This window comes from Sphingomonas sp. GC_Shp_3, from assembly GCF_026540945.1.
Classification (GTDB): domain Bacteria; phylum Pseudomonadota; class Alphaproteobacteria; order Sphingomonadales; family Sphingomonadaceae; genus Sphingomonas.
Genome location: NZ_JALNUT010000018.1, coordinates 1 through 22,084, shown reverse-complemented (window position 1 = coordinate 22,084; position 22,084 = coordinate 1). Strand labels below are relative to the sequence as shown.

Annotated in this window: 21 protein-coding genes, 1 pseudogene and 1 riboswitch; of the genes and pseudogenes, 13 read left to right on the top strand and 9 right to left on the bottom strand. The window is 63.0% G+C overall.

Annotated elements, in window-relative coordinates:
• Positions 1–18 precede the first annotated feature (18 nt).
• A complete protein-coding gene (locus OXR00_RS19150) occupies positions 19–489 on the top strand; it encodes a YetF domain-containing protein (protein WP_267389823.1) in 471 nt (156 codons plus the stop codon).
• A gap of 15 nt (positions 490–504) precedes the next feature.
• Here the strand turns inward: OXR00_RS19150 and OXR00_RS19145 are convergent, their stop codons facing one another.
• Positions 505–1,494 (bottom strand): SDR family oxidoreductase, encoded by a 990-nt coding sequence (locus tag OXR00_RS19145; protein WP_267389822.1) that lies wholly within the window; start codon positions 1,492–1,494, stop codon positions 505–507.
• 93 nt (positions 1,495–1,587) lie between these two features.
• On the opposite strand from OXR00_RS19145, the gene OXR00_RS19140 reads away from it, so the two are divergent.
• From OXR00_RS19140 to OXR00_RS19125, 4 genes are read left to right on the top strand one after another with little or no spacing between them, the layout of a single operon-like run.
• Entirely contained in the window at positions 1,588–3,162 is a 1,575-nt protein-coding gene (locus tag OXR00_RS19140) for a GMC family oxidoreductase (protein ID WP_267389821.1), read from the top strand.
• Positions 3,159–3,617 (top strand): DoxX family membrane protein, encoded by a 459-nt coding sequence (locus OXR00_RS19135; protein ID WP_267389820.1) that lies wholly within the window; start codon positions 3,159–3,161, stop codon positions 3,615–3,617. Before OXR00_RS19140 ends, OXR00_RS19135 begins: the two co-directional genes overlap by 4 nt.
• 3 nt (positions 3,618–3,620) lie before the next feature.
• Positions 3,621–4,064: a cupin domain-containing protein gene (locus OXR00_RS19130; RefSeq protein ID WP_267389819.1), complete on the top strand. Its 444-nt coding sequence runs from the start codon at positions 3,621–3,623 to the stop codon at positions 4,062–4,064.
• Positions 4,061–4,864 carry a VOC family protein gene (locus tag OXR00_RS19125; RefSeq protein ID WP_267389818.1) on the top strand — a complete coding sequence of 268 codons (804 nt, stop codon included), beginning with the start codon at positions 4,061–4,063 and terminating at the stop codon, positions 4,862–4,864. The genes OXR00_RS19130 and OXR00_RS19125 overlap by 4 nt, the downstream gene beginning before the upstream one ends.
• On the opposite strand, the gene OXR00_RS19120 is transcribed toward OXR00_RS19125, so the two are convergent.
• The 5 genes from OXR00_RS19120 to OXR00_RS19100 all read right to left on the bottom strand — a co-directional run bounded on the left by OXR00_RS19120 (position 4,865) and on the right by OXR00_RS19100 (position 12,371).
• Positions 4,865–6,640 (bottom strand): glycoside hydrolase family 15 protein, encoded by a 1,776-nt coding sequence (locus OXR00_RS19120; RefSeq protein WP_267389817.1) that lies wholly within the window; start codon positions 6,638–6,640, stop codon positions 4,865–4,867.
• Positions 6,637–7,623: an SMP-30/gluconolactonase/LRE family protein gene (locus tag OXR00_RS19115; RefSeq protein WP_267389816.1), complete on the bottom strand. Its 987-nt coding sequence runs from the start codon at positions 7,621–7,623 to the stop codon at positions 6,637–6,639. Before OXR00_RS19115 ends, OXR00_RS19120 begins: the two co-directional genes overlap by 4 nt.
• Entirely contained in the window at positions 7,620–7,772 is a 153-nt protein-coding gene (locus tag OXR00_RS19110; protein WP_267389815.1) for a hypothetical protein, read from the bottom strand. The genes OXR00_RS19115 and OXR00_RS19110 overlap by 4 nt, the downstream gene beginning before the upstream one ends.
• 480 nt (positions 7,773–8,252) lie before the next feature.
• Positions 8,253–10,373, bottom strand: a complete 2,121-nt coding sequence (locus OXR00_RS19105; protein ID WP_267389814.1) for a TonB-dependent receptor — start codon at positions 10,371–10,373, stop codon at positions 8,253–8,255.
• A gap of 203 nt (positions 10,374–10,576) precedes the next feature.
• Positions 10,577–10,814: riboswitch (cobalamin riboswitch) on the bottom strand.
• Between the two features lie 342 nt (positions 10,815–11,156).
• Positions 11,157–12,371, bottom strand: a complete 1,215-nt coding sequence (locus tag OXR00_RS19100; RefSeq protein ID WP_267389813.1) for an MFS transporter — start codon at positions 12,369–12,371, stop codon at positions 11,157–11,159.
• Between the two features lie 118 nt (positions 12,372–12,489).
• Here OXR00_RS19100 and OXR00_RS19095 point away from each other — a divergent pair, with 118 nt between their 5' ends.
• Positions 12,490–13,086 carry a TetR/AcrR family transcriptional regulator gene (locus tag OXR00_RS19095; RefSeq protein WP_267389812.1) on the top strand — a complete coding sequence of 199 codons (597 nt, stop codon included), beginning with the start codon at positions 12,490–12,492 and terminating at the stop codon, positions 13,084–13,086.
• Positions 13,087–13,282: 196 nt separating this feature from the next.
• On the opposite strand, the gene OXR00_RS19090 is transcribed toward OXR00_RS19095, so the two are convergent.
• A complete protein-coding gene (locus OXR00_RS19090; protein ID WP_267389811.1) occupies positions 13,283–13,744 on the bottom strand; it encodes a VOC family protein in 462 nt (153 codons plus the stop codon).
• A gap of 386 nt (positions 13,745–14,130) precedes the next feature.
• Entirely contained in the window at positions 14,131–14,886 is a 756-nt protein-coding gene (locus tag OXR00_RS19085; RefSeq protein ID WP_267389810.1) for a Crp/Fnr family transcriptional regulator, read from the bottom strand.
• A 367-nt stretch (positions 14,887–15,253) separates the two neighbouring features.
• On the opposite strand from OXR00_RS19085, the gene OXR00_RS19080 reads away from it, so the two are divergent.
• The 7 genes and pseudogenes from OXR00_RS19080 to OXR00_RS19050 all read left to right on the top strand — a co-directional run bounded on the left by OXR00_RS19080 (position 15,254) and on the right by OXR00_RS19050 (position 21,386).
• Positions 15,254–16,105, top strand: a complete 852-nt coding sequence (locus OXR00_RS19080; RefSeq protein WP_267389809.1) for an alpha/beta hydrolase — start codon at positions 15,254–15,256, stop codon at positions 16,103–16,105.
• Between the two features lie 59 nt (positions 16,106–16,164).
• Positions 16,165–17,247: a catalase family protein gene (locus OXR00_RS19075; RefSeq protein WP_267389849.1), complete on the top strand. Its 1,083-nt coding sequence runs from the start codon at positions 16,165–16,167 to the stop codon at positions 17,245–17,247.
• Positions 17,248–17,417: 170 nt separating this feature from the next.
• A complete protein-coding gene (locus tag OXR00_RS19070; protein ID WP_267389808.1) occupies positions 17,418–18,434 on the top strand; it encodes an alpha/beta hydrolase in 1,017 nt (338 codons plus the stop codon).
• Between the two features lie 5 nt (positions 18,435–18,439).
• The gene (locus OXR00_RS19065; protein ID WP_267389807.1) at positions 18,440–19,447 is read left to right on the top strand and encodes an L-dopachrome tautomerase-related protein; all 1,008 of its coding nucleotides are present in this window, start codon (positions 18,440–18,442) and stop codon (positions 19,445–19,447) included.
• An 11-nt stretch (positions 19,448–19,458) separates the two neighbouring features.
• Entirely contained in the window at positions 19,459–19,902 is a 444-nt protein-coding gene (locus tag OXR00_RS19060) for a hypothetical protein (RefSeq protein ID WP_267389806.1), read from the top strand.
• 14 nt (positions 19,903–19,916) lie between these two features.
• A complete protein-coding gene (locus OXR00_RS19055) occupies positions 19,917–20,543 on the top strand; it encodes a hypothetical protein (RefSeq protein ID WP_267389805.1) in 627 nt (208 codons plus the stop codon).
• 81 nt (positions 20,544–20,624) lie between these two features.
• Positions 20,625–21,386 (top strand): annotated as a pseudogene (locus OXR00_RS19050) (SDR family oxidoreductase).
• A gap of 257 nt (positions 21,387–21,643) precedes the next feature.
• Here the strand turns inward: OXR00_RS19050 and OXR00_RS19045 are convergent.
• Positions 21,644–21,961: a hypothetical protein gene (locus OXR00_RS19045; protein WP_267389804.1), complete on the bottom strand. Its 318-nt coding sequence runs from the start codon at positions 21,959–21,961 to the stop codon at positions 21,644–21,646.
• Positions 21,962–22,084 lie beyond the last annotated feature (123 nt).

Below are 22,084 nucleotides of genomic sequence, written 5' to 3'. Positions count from 1 at the left end.
GGACTGACGACCACCTGCTTGTCGATCTTCGGCAGCGGCAAGGACCTGAGCGTCGCGCAGGAATGCGCGCGTGCCGTGCTGGTGCTCGCTTATGGCCTTCTGGCGGTTCGCGTGGTCGGCCGGCGCATCTTCGGAAAATGGTCGGCGCTCGACATCGTCGTGTCGATCGTGATCGGATCGAACCTCAGCCGGGCGCTGACCGGTAGCGCGCCGTTGCTGGGCACGCTTGCGGCGACCAGCGTGTTCCTGCTTCTCCACTGGCTGCTGGCGCATCTGGCGGCGCGCTTCCCGGCCATGTCTCGCCTTCTTGAGGGACAAGCCATCACGATCTTCAAGGAGGGGAAGGCCGATCACGGTGCCCGTCTGCGCCACTCGGTGTCTGAGGCCGATCTCGACGAGGCGCTCCGCCAATCCGGTCTATCGAGCGTGACCGACACTCGTCAAGTCACGCTCGAGCCGAGTGGAAAGATCACCGTCCTGAAACGTTGATCTGCCCTGCGGGTGTCAGATGTCCAGGCGCTTGGCGGCCCGGTGCGCCAGATAACCCAGCCCGGCGAGCCCAAGTGCATAGAAGGCCGTTCGGTGACGGTCGGTAAAGAACTCGATGCTGCGTCGACGCGAGCTGTCGTCGAAGCGACCGTGGGCGCTGTAATCACCGGGTACCGGCTCGAACAGGTTCGAGGGCGCATCGGCGGGCGCAGGCTCGTCCGTCAGCTGCCCCGTGTAGCCGGTCTTGGCGAGGTAGCGGTCGATCAGCCCGGGCGCGATGCGATTGCCGAGGATCGCCTTCACCGAGGAGAAGCCCAGCCACACGTCGCGACGCTTATGGGTGGCCGCGTAGAAGATGGCTCGCGCGGGGACTTCGGGTTCGAAGATCGGCGCAACGGGGCGCGCCTTCTTGCCCATCTTGTTCAAGGCCCAATCGAACTGCGGCGTGTTGACCGCCGGCAGGTCGACCATCGTCAGATGCACATCGATCTTGTCGTGGATGATCTCGGAACGCAGCGAGTCCGTGAACCCCCGAATCGCCGCCTTTGCACCGCAGTAAACCGACTGAAGCGGTACCGATCGGTAAGCCAGTGCCGAGCCGACGTTGACGATGGTGCCACGACGCGTCCGCATCCGCTTGAGCGCGCTCATCATGCCGTGGACCTGGCCAAGATAGGTAACCTTGGTGCCACGCTCGACTTCCTCGGGCGTCAGCTTGGCGACAGGCGCGAAGACGGTCGCCATGGCGACGTTCACCCATACGTCAATCGGGCCAAGCTCGCGCTCGGTGCGGTCGGCCGCCGCTTCCACCGCCGCGGCATCGGCAACGTCGGTCGGGATCGGCAAAGCACGAACACCATGGCGTCGCAGTTGCTCGGCTGCGCGCTCCAGCCGGTCAGGGTCGCGCGACAGCAACGCGACGTCATAGCCTTCGCTCGCGAACTTTTCGGCAGTGGCACGGCCTACGCCTGCGCCGGCTCCGGTAACAACGACGACTTTTCCCATGCTGCGCTCCTAAATGTTCAACGCTGGGAACAGCATTCCGTCGTTGGGGTTCCGGCTATGCCACGATGGCATCACTTGGCAGCGGACGCATGCATGGCTGAGAACACGCATTACGACCTTATCGTGATCGGTAGCGGTCCTGGCGGTGCAGCCCTTGCGCAGCGATTGGCACCTACCGGCAAGCGCATCCTGATCCTCGAACGTGGCGACTATCTGCCGCGTGAAGAGGCGAACTGGAGCGGTCAGGCGGTTTTCGTCGAGGGCAAGTATCAGGCTGACGAGCAGTGGGTGAACAAGGATGGCGGCACGTTCGCACCGCAGCTCCACTACAATGTTGGCGGCAATTCCAAGGTGTACGGCTCGGCGCTGTTCCGTCTCCGTGCACGCGATTTCGAGGAGGTCTCCCATGCTGGCGGGGTGTCCCCCGCCTGGCCGCTCTCCTATCAGGATTTCGCGCCCTGGTACGACGAGGCGGAAGCTCTGTTCCACGTCCACGGCCGCCGCGGTGAGGATCCGCTCGATCCCGGCAGCACCGCCTACCCCTTCGTTCCGGTCAAGCACGAGCCCAAGGTGCAGGAGCTATCCGACAAGCTGACCGGACTGGGGCTGTACCCGTTCCATCTGCCGCTCGGCATCCTCCTCGACCAGAAGGAAGATGGGTTCGCGACGCCCACCAGCGTATGCATGCGGCGCTCCTACTTCGACGGCTTTCCATGCCTGCTGAACGGCAAGGCGGACGCGCAGGTGATGTGCGTCGATCCGACCATACGCGACTACCCCAACGTGACGCTCCTGACCGGAGCCTATGCCGAGCGGTTGGACACGGATGCCAGTGGACGCCGGGTGGAGTCGATCCTCGTGCAGCGTGACGGCCGGCAGGAGCGCTATAGCGCGGACACGGTGGTCGTCGCGTGTGGGTCACTCTCTTCCGCGCTGCTGCTGCTGCGCTCCGCCAACGAGCAGCATCCGAATGGTCTCGCCAACGGATCGGATCAGGTTGGCCGCAACTATATGCGCCATGAGATGTCGATCGTCATGGCGGTGATGAAGCACGTCAACGAGACGGTGTTTCAGAAGACGCTGGCGCTGAGCGACTTCTACTATGACAGCGGCGATCCCGACTATCCGCACCCGCTCGGCCTCATACAGATGTGCGCCACCAGCCATGCCGACCAGATCAAGGGCGAGGCACCGCTGGCGGCCCTCATGAAGCATCTGCCCGACATGCCCTTTGCCGAGATGGCGCGGCACTCAATGGACTTCTGGCTCCAGGCCGAGGATCTGCCGATACCGGAGAACCGGGTCTATTATCAGGGCGGGCAGGTCCATCTCGACGTGACCGAAACGAACGAAGAGTCTCTCAGGCGGTTGAGAGCCAAGCTGGAGCAGGTGCTGTCCGATATCGGCTGGCCTGCCATGCTGGTCGAGCGTTCGCTCTATCTCGGCAAGGACATACCCTTGTCGGGGACCGCGCATCAGGCGGGCACGTGCCGCTTCGGCACCGATCCGTCGACCTCGGTCCTCAACCTCGACTGCCGCGCGCACGAAGTCGACAATCTCTACATTGCCGACGCCAGCTTCTTTCCCTCGATCGGTGCGGTGAACCCGACGCTGACGATCATCGCCAATGCGCTGCGGGTGGCGAGCATCATTGAGCAACGGCTATGACGAGTGCTGCGATCGCGGCGCTCGTCGTGCGCTACGGCATCGTCATGCTGTTCCTGCCGTTCAGTGCACTCGACAAGATTGTCTCGTTCGATCATGCGGTCAGCCAAGCGCAGCAGGTCTTTTCGCCGCGCTGGCTCGCGGTGGCGGTGCTGATGGTCGGGCTGTTCATCGAGATCGTCTGCTGCGGCGCAATCGCGCTTGGGGTCGCTGACCGCGCTGCCGCCTTCGTTGTTGCCGGCTACTGCGCCGTGACGGCGGTGTTGTACAAGCAGTTCTGGAAGCCGGGTGACTTCTTCGCCGATCCGGGCGGCAAGGCGCGCACGCTGTTTTGGGACTTCCTCAAGAACCTGTCGCTTGGCGCGGGCTTCCTCCTCCTCATCGTCGGCACCGACGGGTCCGGGCTCCAGCCCTTCCTCGATGCGCCCTTCGCCTCCAGCCATCCTTACGGGAGATAGAAGATGTCCGATGCCGGTCCCAAGCCCTCCGTCTCCTATCAGCATCTCTATGTCGACGGCGATGGCATCAGCCGTTTCAGCGAGTGCGCGCTGACCAATTACGAGCTGAAGGGCGTGGGGCCCGCCGATCCGCAGTGGAACGACAAGATGGAACGCGGCGAAGCCACCGTCGTCTTCACCGTTCAGCCGGTCGGTTGGGTCGGCGACTGGCACGAGAACCCGGCACCGCAGTGGATCGTGGTGCTGTCGGGCCGCTGGTGGATCGAAGCGATGGACGGAAACCGCATCGAGCAGGGGCCGGGGGAATTCTCCTTCGGTGGCGATCAGGGTTGCGTCGAGAAGGACGGCAAGAAGGGGCACAAGTCCGGCACGATCGGGGACGAGCCATGCCGCCTGATGACGGTGCAGTTGCACCGCGACCCGGTCGGGCGGTGCGAACTCAGATGACCCTCGCCCGCATCGCCGCGTTCCGACTGGTGACGCAGCAACCTGAAGTCCTCGTCGCCTTCTATGCCGCGCTGGGCTTCACCGTCGGCGATCCTCGACCGATTGAAGACGCTGAACTGGCGATGCTCGGCATCTCGGGCGGAGGGATGCGCTGGTCGATGCGGCTGGGTGAAGCGACGGTGGAGCTCGATTGCTACGATCAATCTGGCCGCGCCTATCCCTCGGATGTGGATGCTGCGTCGATCTGTTTCCAGCATCTCGCCCTCGTCACCGACGATGTGGAAGCTGCCTGGTCAGAGGCCCGTTCGGCTGGTGCGCCGCCGATCAGTGATGCTGGACCGGTGACCCTGCCCGAGTCATCAGGTGGCGTCACCGCGATCAAGTTACGTGATCCGGAAGGGCACCCGCTCGAACTGCTCAGCTTCCCCGACGCAGCGAAGAAGGGTTGGCGCGGCAGTGGGATGCTCGGCATCGATCATAGCGCAATCGTTGTCAGTGACCGGGCCGAGAGCGAAGCCTTCTACACCGCTCATAGCCTGACCTGCGGCGACGCCACGCTTAATCAGGGCAGCGAACAGGCGGCGCTCGACGGTCTGGAAAGCCCCGTCGCCGATGTCGTGCCGATGAAGCCGGCCGCGGCGCCTCCCCATGTCGAGTTGCTGCACTATCACCAATCGCCCGGCGCGTCGTCCGAGCCCGTCGCGGTCAATGACGTCGCAGCGACGCGGATCGTCTGGCGCCACGGCGTGTCGGCGCTGCTGCGGGATCCGGACGGGCATCTACATCAGACCGGCGGCTGATCAGACCGCGCCGCGCTGCACCACCGGGCGTGACAGGAAAAGGGCGGAGTTGACGACGCCCAGATGGGTCAACGCCTGCGGTACGTTGCCGATCAAACGGCGCGTCGGGACGTGGAACTCCTCGCTCAGCAGCCCGACGTCGTTGCTGAGGCCGATTACCCGGTCGAGCATGGTCGCTGCCTCGTCGCGCCGTCCTTGCATCGCCATGCAGTCGGCAAGCCAGCACGAACAGGCGAGGAACGCGCCTTCATCGTGACCGTCGCCCTTCGCCGCCTTGCGTCGAACCAGCCCGCCTTCCATCAACTCGCGCTCCACAGCCGCAATCGTGCCCGCGATACGCGGGTCGTCGGCGGGCAGGAACTTAACCAGGGGCAGCAGGAGCAGCGAAGCGTCAAGCGCCTCGCCGTCGTAACGTTGGACGAAGTGCCCTGCGCTGGACGAATAGCCCCGCTCGCACACGGTCTGGTGGATCTGCGCTCGAAGGCCGCGCATCCGCCCAACCAGTTCGTCGCCTGCCGCCGCGCGCATGACGTCGCTTTCGACGAAATGGTTGACGCCCACCCATGCCATTGCCTGCGAATAGGTATAGCAGCCCGGGTCGCCGCGGCTCTCCCAGATGTCGGCACCGGGCTTGTCCCAGGCGCCCTCCAGATATTCGATCAGCGCGATCTCCACCGCGATGTCACGCGGCGTGCGCTCCACGCCCGCGCGGGCGCCGACGTGGAAGCTGTCGATCAGTTCGCCGTAGACGTCGAGCTGGGTCTGGTCCGATGCGGCGTTGCCGACCAGGACCGGTTTCGCGCCACCATGGCCCTTCAGCCAGGTCGCTTCATATTCCTGCAAGCGACGCCCCCCGTCGATGCGGTACATGATGCGCATGTCTTTCGGATCACCCGCGATCGCACGCAGGATCCAGTCGCGCCAGCGTACCGCCTCGTCACCGAAACCGGCATTCAGCAGTGCGGTCAACGTAAAGGTCGCGTCGCGTAGCCAGCAATAGCGGTAATCCCAGTTCATCGCGCCACCCGGCACCTCGGGAAGGCCCATGGTCGCGGCGGCGACCAGCCCGCCGGTGCGCCGGTCGATGAGCGCCTTGAGCGTGAGAAGCGAGCGCTTGAGCGGCACACCCCAGCGCTCGGGTGCATCGAAGCGGCCGATCCAGTCATGCCATGCCTTGTCGGTTTGCTTCAGCAGGCGCGCGGCGTTCGGTTCTTTCGGCAGATCAGCGTAGGATGGCGCATAGGAAAGCGAGAAAGCCAGCCGTTCTCCCTTCTTCACACGGAAGGTGGCGCGGGCATCGCCGTCTGCGACCTCAAGCGCGCACGGAGCGTGCAGTACGAGTTGATGTGGCCCGGCATCGGCACACAGGCCACCGTCAAACGGTCGCATCCATGGCGGCACCCGGCCATAGTCGAAACGGGGGCGCAGAAGGCTGGCCATCTCGACCTCGCCCGACAACCCCTCGATCATCCGCACGATCATCGGGTCGGCGTCGTGCCAAGGCATGAAGTCCGTCACGCGGATCACGCCACTTTCGGTCGAGTGATCGGTTTCCAGGATCAACGTGTCGCCGCGATAGCGCCGCTCTACGGCCGTCACGAACCCGGTCGGAGCGATCTGCCAGCAGCCGTTACCCTGATCGCCGAGCATCGCCGCAAAGCATGCGTCGCTGTCGAAATTCGGCAGGCACAGGAAGTCGATCGAACCGTTGCGTGCAACCATGGCCGCCGTCCGCCCGTCGCCGATCAGGGCATAGTCCGCAATAGGAGAGGTCATGCATCAGCCTTCAGATCGAGTGCAAGCAAGCGGCTTCCCGCCGCGACGAAGAGGCGCCGTCCGTCGGAGCCGCCGAAGCATAGATTGGAGACGGTCGCGCCGATGGGCACGAACCCCAGCCTGTCGCCATCCGCCGACCAGACGTGAACACCGTCGGCAGCGCTCACCCATAACCAGCCGCGTGCGTCGGTCGTGAACCCGTCCGGATAGCCGTGATCTGTTCGGCAGAAGCGTGTTCGCTCCCCCCAGCTACCGTCCGGCTGGTGGCGGAAGCGCACCACTTCGTGCTTCGCGCCTGCCGTAAAGCCCGGTACCTCGCCGAGCGATAGTGACGTGTCCGATACGTACAGCGTCCCACCGTCGGCAGACAGCGCGACACCGTTGGGCTGTTCGAAATCCGCGATCCGCGTCAGTTCTGAAGTTGCGGGATCGAAGCGGTACACGCTGTGGTTATCGAGCTCCGGCTCGGCCAGCGCGCCCTGGCTAGGCATGACGATGCCGAAGATCGGATCGGTGAACCAGATCGATCCGTCGGGCGCCACCGTCACGTCATTGGGCGCGTTCAGACGCTTGCCCTCATAGTGTGTGATGACCGGTTCAGGAGTTCCCGTCAGGTCGGCGAACGAACGGCTGACACAGCGGCGACCATGTTCGCAATGCCAGACGGTGCCATCTTTCGCGACAGCGTTACCGTTCATGAACCAGGTCGCATCGATCGTGACCTCGACCCGGCCGTCGGCCTCATACCACGCGTTCAGCCGGCGATTGGGAACATCGGAGAAGAGCAGACGACCGTGCGACGCCTGCCATGCAGGTCCCTCGGCATGAATTGCCCCTTCGTGCAGCACGAGCAATGGCGCGTCCGGCGATAGCACTTCCGCAAGCTCAGGATCATCGATCTGGCAGCCTCTAAAGTGATCGGCATGCGTGATGGCGCCAGGACGCCGCAGCAGATGGCCGGGCAGAAGGTCAACGGAGCTCACAACGGCTCCTTGAAAGTGTTTTGCACGGCACAGTCGCGTGCAGCAGCGTGTGATGGCGTAGAGGCGGGAGCCTTGCTTCCCTTCGCGTAGATCGCCAGCGAGGCGAGTGACATGACCGTAAACACGATCATGAAGGCGGTCTGATCCATATGGGCATCCCCTGTTCGGGACTGACCCAGTGTCGGACCCAGAGGATGCTAACGCGCATCATTGATCTCGGAGCCGCAGGCGCAACGATACTCAGTAAAATGTAAATGGCTGCTGGCGCCACCTAGCATGCACCTGATGGGCCCCCGTCATTTGTCTCGGGCTTCAAAGCCTCCTCTGCCTCCCCTCCATGTCCTACCGTTTGCATCATAAGCAAAGAGTTTCGCCGCGTATCACGGCGGAGAGGACCCAGTTGCGGACATTCAACGTCCAAAACGCTGCCCCCGAAAGCAGACGCCCGTTCATGTCGCTTGAACGTCCGTTATCAGGCGTTCGAAAGTGACCGCGGAGTGGCTTAGGGTGGCGGAGAGCCGCCGGTCCGCTTTCGGGCAAGCTGAGGCTAGTAGTTGACCTAGCTGAGCGACGCCGGCAGCCTCAGAAAGAATGATTTCCCAAGAACGTCGGCGTTTCAGTGGCTAACATCACAAAGTCTTGGTAATCGAGAAGCGCGCTGATCGTGGTTCGAGCGGATGCACCTGGAAGCCGGTGATGCCTCCCGCCGGCTCGCCCGGTAGACGGCTCGTATAGAAGTAGTCGGCCGCTTCGTCATGGCTGTCGAAGAGATTGAAGACACCGACTCCAACCCGCCAGCCGCGAGGCAGAGTAAAGCCGATCTGAAGGTTCCACTCGCTATAGCCCTTGTCGGTCGGATACGCCTCGCCATCGGCGAGGTGGTGCGTACCGAGACGCCGCCACACCAGGCTCCCGGACCAGCCGCCGAGGTAATCCACCAGCACACCGGCCGAGTAGATGAAGTTCGGCGCATCGGCGATATAGCGGGCGTTGAGGCCGTAGGCCGCAAGATCGTCGGTGTGATACCTCGGTTTCGAGAAAGCGAGATCGGTGTTTAGCTCCAGCCAGCGGAATGGATGATACTGGCCCGACACCTCGATCCCTTGCCGCCGGGATGGCGCGCCCGCCTCGTCCTGCCCGCTGTCGGCATTGTAGGTCAGCTCCGACGTGAAATCCTGCTGGAACGCCGCAAGCTGGACCTGAAGGCGCGGCACGATGTTTGAGCGCACCCCAATTTCATAGCCAGAGGTTTGTGCGAGCAGCGGCGTCGCGCCGCCAGACAAGGGCACGCCGACCTCCGGCACCGTGCCGAACACTCCACGCACATCGTCCGAGTGGAAGCCACGCCCAGCACTGACATAGAACTCGGTTTTCGCCCAAGGACCCAGGATCAGGCTGCCCTTGGGCTGGAACAGCCATTGATGCCCGCGCCCGCGTGTGCCGGTGACTATGCTCCTGTCAGTCGCATGGTAGTATTCCTCGCGCACGCCCGCGACGGTGCGCAGCCAAGGCGTCCAGCGGACGGTTTCCTGAACATAGGGCGCGACGTCGAGCAAATGCGCCCGATCGGCGTTGCAATAGCCGTTCACCGCCGGATAGGTCAGCGTCGGTCCGTCCTCCCGCGCCAACTGGCATCCGGGCAGGATGGTGGTGCGCCCAACCGTATGCCGCCGATCGACGAACACTGTGTCGTAGCGCCCCTGGAAGCCCATAACGGTTTCGAACCCGACCCCGGCGAAGGTCGAGGTGATGGTATAAGCGAGCGCGCCGCCCGCCGTGGTGCGGTTCTCGTTCTGCTCCTCCTGATCGCCGTTGATCGGATCATCCAGATAGTGCGTAAAGTTGTTCCACAGCGTCATCGTGCTGTGGATGCCGTACAGGTTGACCGCCAGCGCGCCCGCGCCAATCGGTTTGTCGAGATGCGCGGACAGGCTGTAGCGGAGCGAGCGACTGGCATCGGTCGGATCAAGCGTGCCGAACCGATCGATCAGCCCCTGCTCAATCGCGCGCAGCGGCTGGTCAGTGATGAGCCGGCCCGCGCTTTGGTAAAACATCGCGGTCAGGCTCATTCCATCGATGGCGGTGCCCTGGCTGTAGCGCAGCAGCGCGTTGGCCTTGCGGAAGTTCTGCGTCGGCTGCCACGGCCCATCATAATGCGTCAGCTCGACGGCACCGAGCAGTCGGCGATCGTCGCCGAGATGATACGTGCCCCCGGTCACGAGTTGCTGATACCCGTCCGTGCCGACCGTCACCGTCGCCTGCGCCGGAGTCTCGTCGGCGATACGCGTCTGCGCGCTGGCCACCGCACCGAAGTCGCCGATCGCGGCGTAGTACGGGCCCTTGGTGTAATCGAGCCCGGCGACCGTCTGCGGGATGATGAAGTTTAGATCGGAATAGCCCTGGCCGTGGGTGTTGGTGGGCCGATTGACGGGCATGCCGTCAACGAAGCTGGCAAAGTCGGTGCCGTGATCGAGATTGTATCCCCGGATCAAATATTGCTGCGCCTTGCCCTCGCCCGAGTGGATCGTGACAACCAAACCTGGAATGCTCTCGAAGATCTGCGATGCCCGGTAAACGGGGCGAAGCTCGACTTCTTTGGCGGTGATCGTGCCCTGGCTGGCGGTGTTCGCCTTGCCAAGCAGATCGACGCGGGACGCCGTGACGACGATTTCGCTGTCGACTGGCGGGGATGAAGGGGCAGTCTCCGCCAAGGCTGGAGCGGCGGGCGTAACGGCAAGCAGGAACGCCATATGGCGTGTCCGGGGTGAGAAGCAGCTAATCATGAGTGTTCGTTTCGTCCGACGCCAAGCCAACGCTGACGGGGACCTGCCGCAGACGCGACCGTCCACGGACCCGGCGGACGCCAACGCCCGACCCGCGACACCGAACGGCCCCCGCCGTTCACGTCGCTCGACCGGACAGGTCCGTGCCACGGCCACCCCCTGGGCCAGAGCAAGAGCGACCAGACGCCGGCAGGTCTCCTGGCTCACGGGTCAATGCACGATGCACGGCCTTCCCAAACCTTTGCGCGTTGCCGCGCTCGGTCCAGTGGCTTGCCTCCGAACAGGAGGCCGTGTGCATCGCACTCACCGCTTACAGTTGCAGGGACAGCCTCGGCCTGGGGCGGCGAACCGCCCGCACCGCGTTCCCTTTTAAGCCCCTTTCGGGGCACCAGCGCGATCTAGCGGCCTTTCGACCGCTGTGCGCGTCATAGCTCCATTGCAGACCGTTACAACTCATATAAAGAAATCTTTATATGAGTTGCCGTGCTGGGATGCTGGGCGACAGGTATTTGCGCTGGTAGAGCGACCGCTTTCAGGGATGCGAATTGCACACATGAGTGTCCGGAAGTGGGCGTAAGGCACCCTGTCCTACAGCTTCCGGCCAGACCCAATCTCGGACATTCGCGCCCCTTTACCGCCCCCCAACTTCTGCCGTTTATTCATGTTGGTAGCGGAGGAGTGCTGAACCAATTTCAACTCGATGTCCGCCCCGTTTTTTCAATGGGGCGGTATTCTGAGAGTATCTTAAAGTTAGCTGGCCGGCGTCGAGCGGTGACCCGGTGGAAAGGCGAAACGGCGTGCGGCCAGCGCGATAAGGAAGGCGATCAGGGTCAGCGCGACGACAGCGGGGGGCAGCAGCGCGGTCCCTTCCGTCGTGAGGAGCACCCCGCCTAGCGCGCCCCCGACCGCAATCGCCAGGTTCCAAGCCGTGGTCACCATCGCCTGCGCCAGATCTACGCCGTCCCCTGCTGCGTCCGCCGACGCCGTCTGCATCATCGCCCCGGCACCACCGAAGCCAAGGCCCCAGACGATGGCTGCCGCATAGACGGCAAGGCCTTGGCCACCGGCAAACGTCAGAAGAAATGCAATGGCCGCAAACGATCCGATCGCGAGCAATACCAGCATGCGCAGCATCCGATCGACCAATCGCCCGACGATCCAGATGCCGACGAGCGAACTGATGCCGAACGCCAGCAGGACGAGATCGACACGCGCGGACGCAGCGGTCGCGAACGGCGCGATGTAGGTGTAGAGGATGTTGTGGCCCGTCATCCATGCAAGGATGACGAGCAGGATCGGTATGATACCCGGTGTCGCGACGACGTGGCGCAGAGAAGGACGATTGTCACCCCCCCGCCCGGGGGCATCGGGCACCTTAAAGATAATCCAGCCGATCAGCACGACACTCAGTGCCGAGAGGATCAGGAACGATCCGCGCCACCCAATTAAACCGCCTAGGAAGGTGCCTATGGGAACACCGAGTGAAAGCGCCAGCGGCACGCCGACCATGGCGAGGGCCATTGCCGGGCCGGTCTGATCGGCACGCACGATGCTGCGCGCGTAACCTGCAAGGATTCCCCACGCGAGACCCGCCGCGCATCCGGCGACGAACCGCGCGACCAGCACGACCGTGATCGATCCGGCCAATGCGGTCAGCGTGTTGCCCACGACGAAGCAGATGATGGTGGCGAGCAGGACAGGTCGTCTGCGAAGGCCTTGGGTCAGGCTCGTGAGCGGGATCGCTGCGAGCAAGGACCCAAGCGCATAGACGGCAACGAGTTGTCCCGCGATCGCCTCGGAGATTCGCAGGCCGGATGCGATCTGCTGAAGTAGGCCAGCGGGGAGCGTCTCGGTGACGATGCACAGGAAGCCACTGGCGGCGAGGCCGGCAAGGGCCCCGATCGGGAGTGCGGCGCGCGCCGCTGAGCCCGTTTGAACGCCGATTTTGTTGGAGGAGAACGGCATGAGTGTCCTTGTTTGTCGATGTAACGCCTGCCTCTGCACCGTCACGATCCTGAGGCATCGCTATTTGTGTTAACGCCCGCTATAGAAATACGACTCTCAGAGGCAAGAGATTTCTGTAATGGATGTTAATGTAAATAAGCGACAACGGGGGCGCCCCCGTGGTTTCGAGCTTGAGGCTGCGATCGAGGCCGGGCAGCATCTGTTTCATGAGCACGGCTACGAGAACGTCAGCGTGGCCGCGCTGACCGAGGCGATCGGGATTTCCCCGCCGAGCTTCTATGCAGCGTTCGGCAGCAAGGCCGCATTCTTTAAAGAGACCCTAAGGCTCTACTCGGCCACCGTGGTGCCGCTGGACCGCTTCCTGACGCCGGGTGCAGATCCGATGGCGGCGCTTGGCGACATGCTGCGAGCTGCGGCGCACGCTTATACCACTAGTCCGCATCGGCGTGGTTGCCTGATCCTTGAACACGCAAAAGCGGGCGCAACGGATTGGGGCATCGCAGCCAAACAAATTGCGGGAGAAAACCGAAGTAGGGTGGCGGAATTTCTGGACGATGCGGGAATCAAAGCTTCCGGACGTGTGGCAGATTATGTTGCTACGACGATGCTCGGCCTATCAGCGGCAGCGCGAGAGGGATGGGACGAGCCAAGACTGCTTGCCGTCGCCGACACGGCAGCCGAGGCTCTACTTTGTCGCTCAAACCTTGAGGACTGAACTGGTTTCTGCTGGTGCTGGCTTTTCCAACTGGGCACCTGTGACCCACTTGCGGTCATTCGCGGCCTCTTTCTTGCTCCCCAATTTCTGCCATCCATTCAGTATTGCAGTAGAGAAGGTGCTGTGCCTCAGCGCTGCAGGCTGCCCTCCCAGCCTTCAGAAAGGATGATGCGGTGGCAAAGCTTTTGCCGGCCCATTAACTGGCTGTGGGCTGCATAAGCTCTATCGTGATATGATCCGGGCCTGAAACGTAGGCCACCAACGTTCCCTTCCGTGGACCACCCGGGATCGGCAGCGGATTGCCTTTCGCCTTCCATCCTGCTGCCTCGACGCGGGCAATGGCGACGTGAATATCCCTTACGGTCAGAGCCAGGTGGGCCGCTCCGATCGATCCGGCGCCGCTGGGCACCGTCCCATTCTGGAGCCCGTTTGAATATTCCAACAGTTCGACCACATAGCCGTCTTGTGCCTTGACGATCGCCGTTTTCACCTTCGGATCATCGACACCTGTCACCTGTTGCAGGAAGTCGCCCCCCATCTCCGATTGCCGCTCAAGTGTGAAACCGAGCGCTCCCGTCCAGAACCGAACGGCTTCGTCCAAAGACGACACAGCGAAGCCTGTGTGGTCCACGGCGATTACGTTTGCGGTGTCCGACATGACTGCCCTTTCACTGGTATGCCGGCCGTGCTTACCACGCGAGCGTTCACCATCGTAAACCGCTATTCAAAAACTCTTCCCCGGAAACACTTTCCCAATATGAGCTGGTGGACACGGAGAAACGGAAAGGCTTCGAGCTCGTAAAACAGCGGGTTGCAGGATGCGAAAGACCTTGGGAGCAGACGAGCTTGGTCATTCAGCGATCAAGCGACCAGCGGCCGCGGAGACCCAGAACCAGTCGTTCGCGACGTATCTATCTCACCCCCAACTACAGCCAACTGTTCATGTTGATTTAGCGTCCAAACTTAGCTTGGAGGGCAAGTCGGTGCGATATGAGTTGTTTTGGACTACAAATGGGGACGCCATGGGAGGCGTCAGTCTGCAATTCAATTTGATGAGAGGCCGAGTAGACGTCGATACTCTGCCTCGGCGAATCCGTAGGTGTCGCCAGCGAGCCGCAGCAGCCGCTCCCGGTCACGCACGATCACGCGCCCACGCACGGATCGGACAGCCTCATCCTCTTCGAGCTTGTGGAGAGCGTCGGTCACGCTGCTGCGACGAACGCCAAGCATTAGCCTGAACTCCTCGTGCGTCATGCAGATGTCGTCCTCCTGCACGCGGTCGTGGTAGAGCAGGATCCATCGCGCCATCCGCCGTTCGATCGAGTGTGCGAGCGACGAGACGATCGTCCTGGACATCTGGGTCATGATTACGTCGACGAAGCGAAGCAGGACGGTTCGGATTGCCGGACGTTCGGCCACTATCCCGTTTAACGCCGCGGCCGACAGCCTCATCGCTGTGCCGTGTTCGGCCCTCATCACCACGTCATGCGCCCAGCGCCCGTTCCCAAGCAGCAGCTGCCAACCGATGAACCCCTCACTCCCGACCAGCGCGACAGCATAGCGGCGATCGCCCTCAAGCGAGTCGAGTATTGCAGCGATGCCGGTCAACGGGAAGCAGATGCTATCTGCTGCATCGCCGGCCCGCGCGATCATGTCGCCGTTGCGGAACGGCACAAGTTCGAGATGCGGCGCAAGCGCGGCGCGATCAGCGTCATTCAAGAGACGCAGCAGAGCATTCGCCTCACACGGCGTCGCGTAGGAACCCCGTGTCTTATCCGCCTTCAAAGCCTGACCATTCATTCCGCAGTCCATGCGCCCGAACCCCGCCCCTCAAGCCGTGCGTCTACTTTCGTACCGAAACGCAGAGTGTCGCTGATAGTTGTGAATAAGATAGTTACAGGAGGGATTTTTGCGCAGAACCATTGCAATGCTGATTGCCGCCTCGACCGCCATTGCCGGCGTTCCAGCTCTGGCCCAATCGGCACGCTCGGTCACAGCCCCGCCGCTGCCGCCGCCGCTCGCGACATCCGTGCAGCCACCGAAAGCCGCGCCCGACATGCAGTCGGTCCTAGACGCGCTCGCAACGCTCGGTGGCAAGCCGATCGAGACGCTAACTCCGGCCGAGGCGCGTATGCAGCCGTCGGCCGCTGATGGCGCAAAGGCAGCGATGGCGAAGAAGGGCATGTCGACCGAGCCCGACGCTGCCGTCACGACCCAGGACGTGCCGTACGGCAGCGACCCCAAGCAATTCGCCCGCATCTACAAGCCGGCCAATGCCCCCGCTGGCGGCAAGCCCATGCCGGTTATCGTCTACTATCACGGCGGCGGCTGGGTCATTGCCGACGTGGACACCTACGACGCCGCACCGCGGGCCATGTCGAAGGCGCTGAATGCGATCGTGGTCTCGGTCGAGTACCGCCACGCACCCGAGTTCAAATTCCCTGCACAGCATGACGATGCGGCCGCGGCCTATCGCTGGACGCTGCAGAATGCAGCGAGCTGGGGCGGCGACCCTGCGCAGATCGCCACGGTTGGAGAGAGCGCCGGAGGCAACCTCGCGGTTGCAACCGCGATCTATGCCCGGGACAATGGCCTAACGCTGCCGCGTCACATCATCTCGGTCTATCCGATCGCCAACAGCAGCATGACGCTGCCCTCGCGACGGGACTCGGCCAATGCCAAGCCGCTGAATGGCGCGATGCTGCCCTGGTTCGGCTATTACTATCAGACGAGCAAGGCGGATGCGCAGGATCCCCGGCTGAACCTGGTTGCCGCGAACCTCCGTGGGCTTCCGCCCACGACGATCATCAACGCGCAGATCGATCCGCTGCGCTCGGATGGTGAGACATTGGCGGCTGCGATGCGGGCGGCTGGTGACAAGGTTGAACAAAAAACCTTCCCAGGCGTGACGCATGAGTTCTTCGGCATGGCCAAGGTCGTGAACGGCGCCAAGCAGGCGAACGACGTGGCAGTTGCTCGGCTGCGCGCAGCGTTCGCAGCGCCTGCCACCCCGCGCTAAGCGTATGGGTGGCGGCCGGTTGGCCGCCGCCTCTTCTTTGTTCGATAGGATCTGCGACCATGACCCAAGCACCAGTCCGCTACTCCCCCGACGTCGAGGACGTGAAGCCGGAAGAAGCCGAGACGATCGCTCAACTCAACCAGACGTTCGACAAGATCCTTGAGAAGACGGCGGAGGATTATGGTCATGCCGTTCGCTCCGTTCATGCCAAGGCACACGGCTTTCTCGAAGGCACGCTGACTATCCGTGATAGACTGCCCGAGGAGCTGGCCCAGGGGATGTTTGCAACGCCGGGCGAGCACAAGATCGTCATGCGCTTCTCGACCAACGCCGGCGACATTCTGCCGGACACCATCAGCCTGCCGCGCGGTCTGGCAATCAAGGCCATGGGTGTGGACGGTGCACGGCTTCCAGGCGCTGACGGGAACACGCAGGACTTCGTGATGGTCAACGGCCCGGTGTTCCAGAACAAGACCGCAGACCAGTTTTTGGGCAACCTGAAGCTTCTGGCCGGCACTACTGACAAGCTCGAGGGCACCAAGGAGGCGATGTCCAAGGTGCTCCGCGGCGTGAACACCGTGCTAAGCGCGGTAGGGATCGAAAGCCCGAAAGTGCAGACGCTCGGCGGGGCGCCCAACTCCGATCCCCTTGGCGAGACCTACTTCAGTGTCACGCCATTCCGCTATGGCGACTACATCGCCAAATTCGCGATCTTCCCCGTGTCCAAGGACCTGACCGATCAGACCGACACCACGATCGACGCGACTGGCCGGCCGAACGCCCTGCGTGACGTGATCCGGTCAGAGACCCAGGTGCTTGAGATGGAGTGGGAACTGCGCGTGCAGCTGTGCCGCGACCTCGACAAGCAGCCGATCGAGGACTCGACCGTCGAGTGGAAGCAGGACGATGCGCCCTTTCAGACCGTGGCGACGATCCGTGCAGCCAGGCAGGACAGCCTGACTGAGGACAAGTTTCAGCAGATCAACGAGGAAATGCGCTTCTCGATCTGGACCGGCCTCGCCGCACATCAGCCGCTTGGAAACATCAACCGTGCGCGTAACGGGACCTACCGCCACTCCGCCGACTTTCGCGCTCGCGTGAACGGCTGCCCCTACCACGAGCCAGTTGGCGGTCGCGCGTGATCAGGAGCGTGGCGCTCGTCCCTTGACGCAGACCCTGAGCAGATCGGCGTGGCGACGAATTGAGTGCTTGGTCGTTCTGAAAGCCATCACGTCGATGCTTTCGAAGCAGAGGTGAAACGGCGGAGCCGAAGACACGTTCGAAAAACCTTGAACCGCCAGGAGGCTGACAAATGCCGATGATTACCGCTGGCGACCTGAACATGGAGGTGTCGCTTCACGGCGCGGAGCAGGGACAACCGTTGCTCCTCATCCATGGGTGGCCGGATGACGCGTCGACGTGGGATCAGGTGGCACCCGCTCTAGCTGCCGAAGGATTCCGCGTCATCGTTCCTACGTTGCGTGGGTTCGGCGCCACCCGCTTCGTCAACGACGATGTCTTGCGGACCGGCAACAGCGCAATGCTGGCGATCGACATGATCGCGCTGCTCGACGCGCTCGGCATCGACCGCTTCATGGTCGCCGGGCACGACTGGGGGTCGAACACTGCCGAGGCGCTGGCCGTCGGATGGCCCGATCGGGTGGAGCGGATGGCGATGCTGTCGACCCCGCCCCGCCTCGGCGGCATGCCGACGCCGCCATTCGAGCAGACTCAGCGGCAATGGTATCACTGGTTCATGGCGACCGCGCGCGGGGCGGAAGCGGTGCGTGCGGACCGGCGCGGGTTCACCCACCTGCATTGGGTCAATTGGTCGCCAGCGGGATGGTTCGACGAGGCAACGTTCGACCGGGTCGCGCGGTCGTTCGACAATCCCGACTGGGTCGATGTGACGCTCCACAGCTATCGTGCGCGTTGGGGCGAAGCGGAACCCGATCCACGAAGCGTTTGGCTGAAGGACATGGTCAAGGCGACCGAGACGCTGTCGCTGCCGACGCTCTACATCCACGGCGATGCCGATGGCGTGAACCCGCCCTCGACTGCGAACGACGTGCACACAAAATTTGTCGGGCCGTTCGCGCGCATCACCATGACCGAGGTCGGCCACTTTCCGCAGCGCGAGAACCCGCAAGCGGTGGTGCGCCACCTCCTTACTCTCTTCGCCGGCAATCCCGCCGCGCTTACCGATGTCACCGATAGGAACCTGTCCATGAAGAAAGCCGCCCCCTATGCCGCCGGGATTGCCGCCATCGGCCGGTCGCCGCTGCCGCAGTCGGCGTCGCTCACGCGCAGGGACGCAGCGCACAGCTGACGCAGGTGGCGCAGTTCGACCATCAGGCGACCGGCGTCGCCGTGACTGAGGATGGCCGTCGCTTCGTCAACTTTCCGCGCTGGACGGACGACGCGCCCATCTCTGTTGCCGAGCTGATGAAGGACGGATCCCTACGTCCCTATCCCGACGCCAAGTGGAACAGCTGGCGCAATGCTCGTGCCAACGAGTTGCCGGTCGGCGACTATTTCGTCTGCGTGCAGTCAATCGTGCCCGATGGCCACGGCAACCTCTGGGTACTGGATCCCGGCGCCCCCGGAAACGAGAAGATCCTCGAAGGCGCACCCAAGCTCGTCCGCATCGATTTGGCATCGAATACGGTGACGAAGACGATCCTGGTTCCCGGCGACGTGGCGTTGCAGGGCACCTACCTCAACGACATCCGCTTCTCGCCCGACGGCAAGACCGGCTACATCACCGACAGCGGCACGCGCGGCGCCATCATCGTCGTCGATCTGGAAAGCGGCCAGAGCTACCGCGCGCTTGACGGGCATCCCTCCACCCAGATCGACAAGACGGTGAAGATCACGCTCGACGGCAAGCCGCTCGTCCGCCCCGATGGCCGCCAGCCCGCCTTCGCCGCCGATGGCATCGCGATCTCCAAGGACGGCAAGACGCTCTACTATCAGGCGCTGACCGGCAAGACGCTGTACGCGATTGACACCGCCAAGCTGCGGTCAAACGTCAGCGAAGCCGACAGGGCGGCAGCCGTAAAGACGGTCGCGCAGACGCATGTCGCTGATGGCCTATGGATGAGCAAGGCAGGCGTACTCTACCTCACCTCGCCCACTGACTATGCCATCAAGCGGCTGAACGGCGCGACGGTCGAGACGGTGCTGACCGACCGCCGCCTGCGCTGGCCCGACACCTTCTCCGAAGGGCGCGACGGGACGATGTACGTTACCGCGAGCCATATCCAGGACACCAACTGGTTCACGCCCGGCGCACCGCCGTCGATCAAGACGCAGCTGTTCTCCTTCGCGCCCGCGAAGTGATCGGACATTCCATGACCTATCTGCGCTATTCGCCCGACATCGAAACACGCGAGCCCGACGAACAGGAGAGCATCGACGGCATCATCCAAGGCATGACCCAGGAGAGCCAGACGGTCGAGAAGCGCGACGGGCACGCGGTACGGGCGAGCCACGCCAAGAGCACGGCTTGCGTGATCGGCAAGCTCACTATCGCACCTGGGCTGCCGCCCGAACTTGCCCAAGGCCTATTCGCGGAGCCGGGCACGTTCGATGTTGCCGTCCGCTTCGCGCAAGGGCCGGGTGAGAAACTGGGCGACCGTGTCTCGACCCATCGTGGCATGTCGATCAAGGTGTTCGGCGTCGATGGCGCGAAGCTGCCCGGCCATGACGCACCGACGCAGGATTTCGTCCTCGCCAGCGGTACGACCTTCCCAGCGGGCACCGCTGCGGGTTTCCTCTCGCAGGCCAAAAAATAGGCCTGACGGTTCCCATGCCCGAGGGGGTGAAGAGTGCGGCCGCCTCTGTCGCTCGCAACATCAACAAGGTGTTGAACGCGGTTGGTGCGGGTCTAAGCCCGACGCTGGACTTCTATGGCCATCCCTTCAGTCACCCGCTGGTCGAGGAATATTTCAGCCAGTGTCCAGTGCGCTTCGGCGACCATGTCGCCAAGATCGGGGCCTTTCCGGTTGCGGCAGAGCAGAAGGCGCTCGCCGATTGGCAGCTCGACCCGCATCAGGACGAAGATGGCTTCCGCCATGCCGCGGTCGATTACTTCGAGGGCAACGATGCGGTGTTCGAGCTTCGGGCGCAGCTGTGGACCGATGCCGAGACGCAGCCCATCGAGGATACTTCCGTCGACTGGCCGATGAGCGAAAGCCCGTATCGTACCATCGCCACAATCCGACTGCCGCAACAGTCAGCTTATGGTCCAGACCGCGTCCGCTATTTCGACGAGGTGATGACGTTCCGCCCAGCCCATAGCCTCGAGGTCCATCGCCCACTGGGCGGCGTGATGCGCGCGCGCATGCAGGTCTACCAGGCGCTCAGCGACTTCCGTCACCGAAAGAATGGCATTGCCGCCGCGAACACCGGCGACATCCAGGACATTCCAGCCTGAGCTGCACGCGAGTGCTGTCGATAGCGAGAGGACGATTATGAGGCTTGAAAGTAAACACGACGTGCAGGCGGAAAACGCATAATGGCGCGCTTTTCTAACAAGGTCATCGTCATCACCGGTGCCGCCTCGGGGATCGGTGAGGGCGCCGCGCGCCGCTTCGCTGAGGAAGGCGCAACGCTGGTGTTAGGCGACATCGACAAAGCCGCGCTCGAAAAGCTCGGCGGCGAACTGAGCGGCACGGTCGAGATTCGAGAGACCGACGTGTCCGACCGCGCCGCATGTGAGGCGCTCGTCCAGGCTGCGATCGATTGCTTCGGTCGGATCGATGTGCTCGTCAACGACGCCGGCATCGATCATCTCGGCAAAGTCGATGAGGGCGACTTTGCCGAATTCACCAAAGTGATCGAGACCGACCTGTACGGCGTGGTTCATATGAGCCGCGCGGCAATCCCCCATCTGCGCTAGTCGAAAGGCTGCATTGTCAACGTCTCGTCGGTTTCCGGGCTGGGCGGCGACTGGAACCACAGCTTCTATTGCACGGCGAAGGGGGCGGTGAGCAATTTCACCCGTGCGTTGGCAATGGACGAGGCGAAGCACGGCGTCCGCGTCAACGCGGTCAATCCGTCGCTCACCTACACTGCGCTGACTGCGGGGATGAAGGAACAGCCTGAGCTCATCGCCAAATTCGAAGAGCGCATTCCGTTGGGTCGCGGTGCCGAGCCCGCCGACATCTCGGGCGTGATCGCGTTCCTGGCGAGCAAGGATGCGCATTTTGTGACGGGCGTGAACCTGCCGGTTGACGGCGGCCTTACCGCGTCAAACGGGCAACCGCCGCTGTCTTAACGAATTTGAGGCGGGCCGTTGCGCCCGCCCACTATTCGGGACTGGACCATACCGCTGGTGCCGGATTTAGCACGAGCAAATTGCTCAAGCCGATGGGATTTAGGTCGCAGCAATTGGACCCACTTCCGGCCGTTCGCGACGCGTTTTTGGTTTCCCAACTCCGGTCACCCGTTCATGTCGCTAGAACGTCCGGTTTCAGGCGTTCGAGAACAGCCGCGGAATGTCGCGGTGTGGTGGCAAGCGGACCTTCGTCTTTGTTACATGTGATTGTCTGGGTCCCAATCCCGGATGCTAGGTGTCACCGGAAGTCCAAGGCTTTGGCCATCAAACCACTCGATTACTCGACCATCCATGTTCCTAGCTGCAAGTAGGTCTGTGTGGGCTAACATCATTCCGAGCAGTAGTGCTTGGACTTCATCCACGCCACCAGCCCGCTTGTTCTTCGTCCCCTCTGGCCAGTCGATTTGAACCGGGCAGAAGAAACTGCCAGCATCTTCCTGTGGTTTGTAAAAGCGACATTCCGCCTGCTGCCCGTCGATTTTGAAAACTCGTCGAGCGATCACGTCGTCGGTCATGCGGCTCCTCCTTCGTGATGGTCTAAACTCGCTCGCCAATGACCGCTAGTGGGCGCCTGCGGAAGGTCCGGTATTGGTCGGCTGACGTAGAGTAGCTGCCCTTCCCCTGCCCTCCGGCGCAAC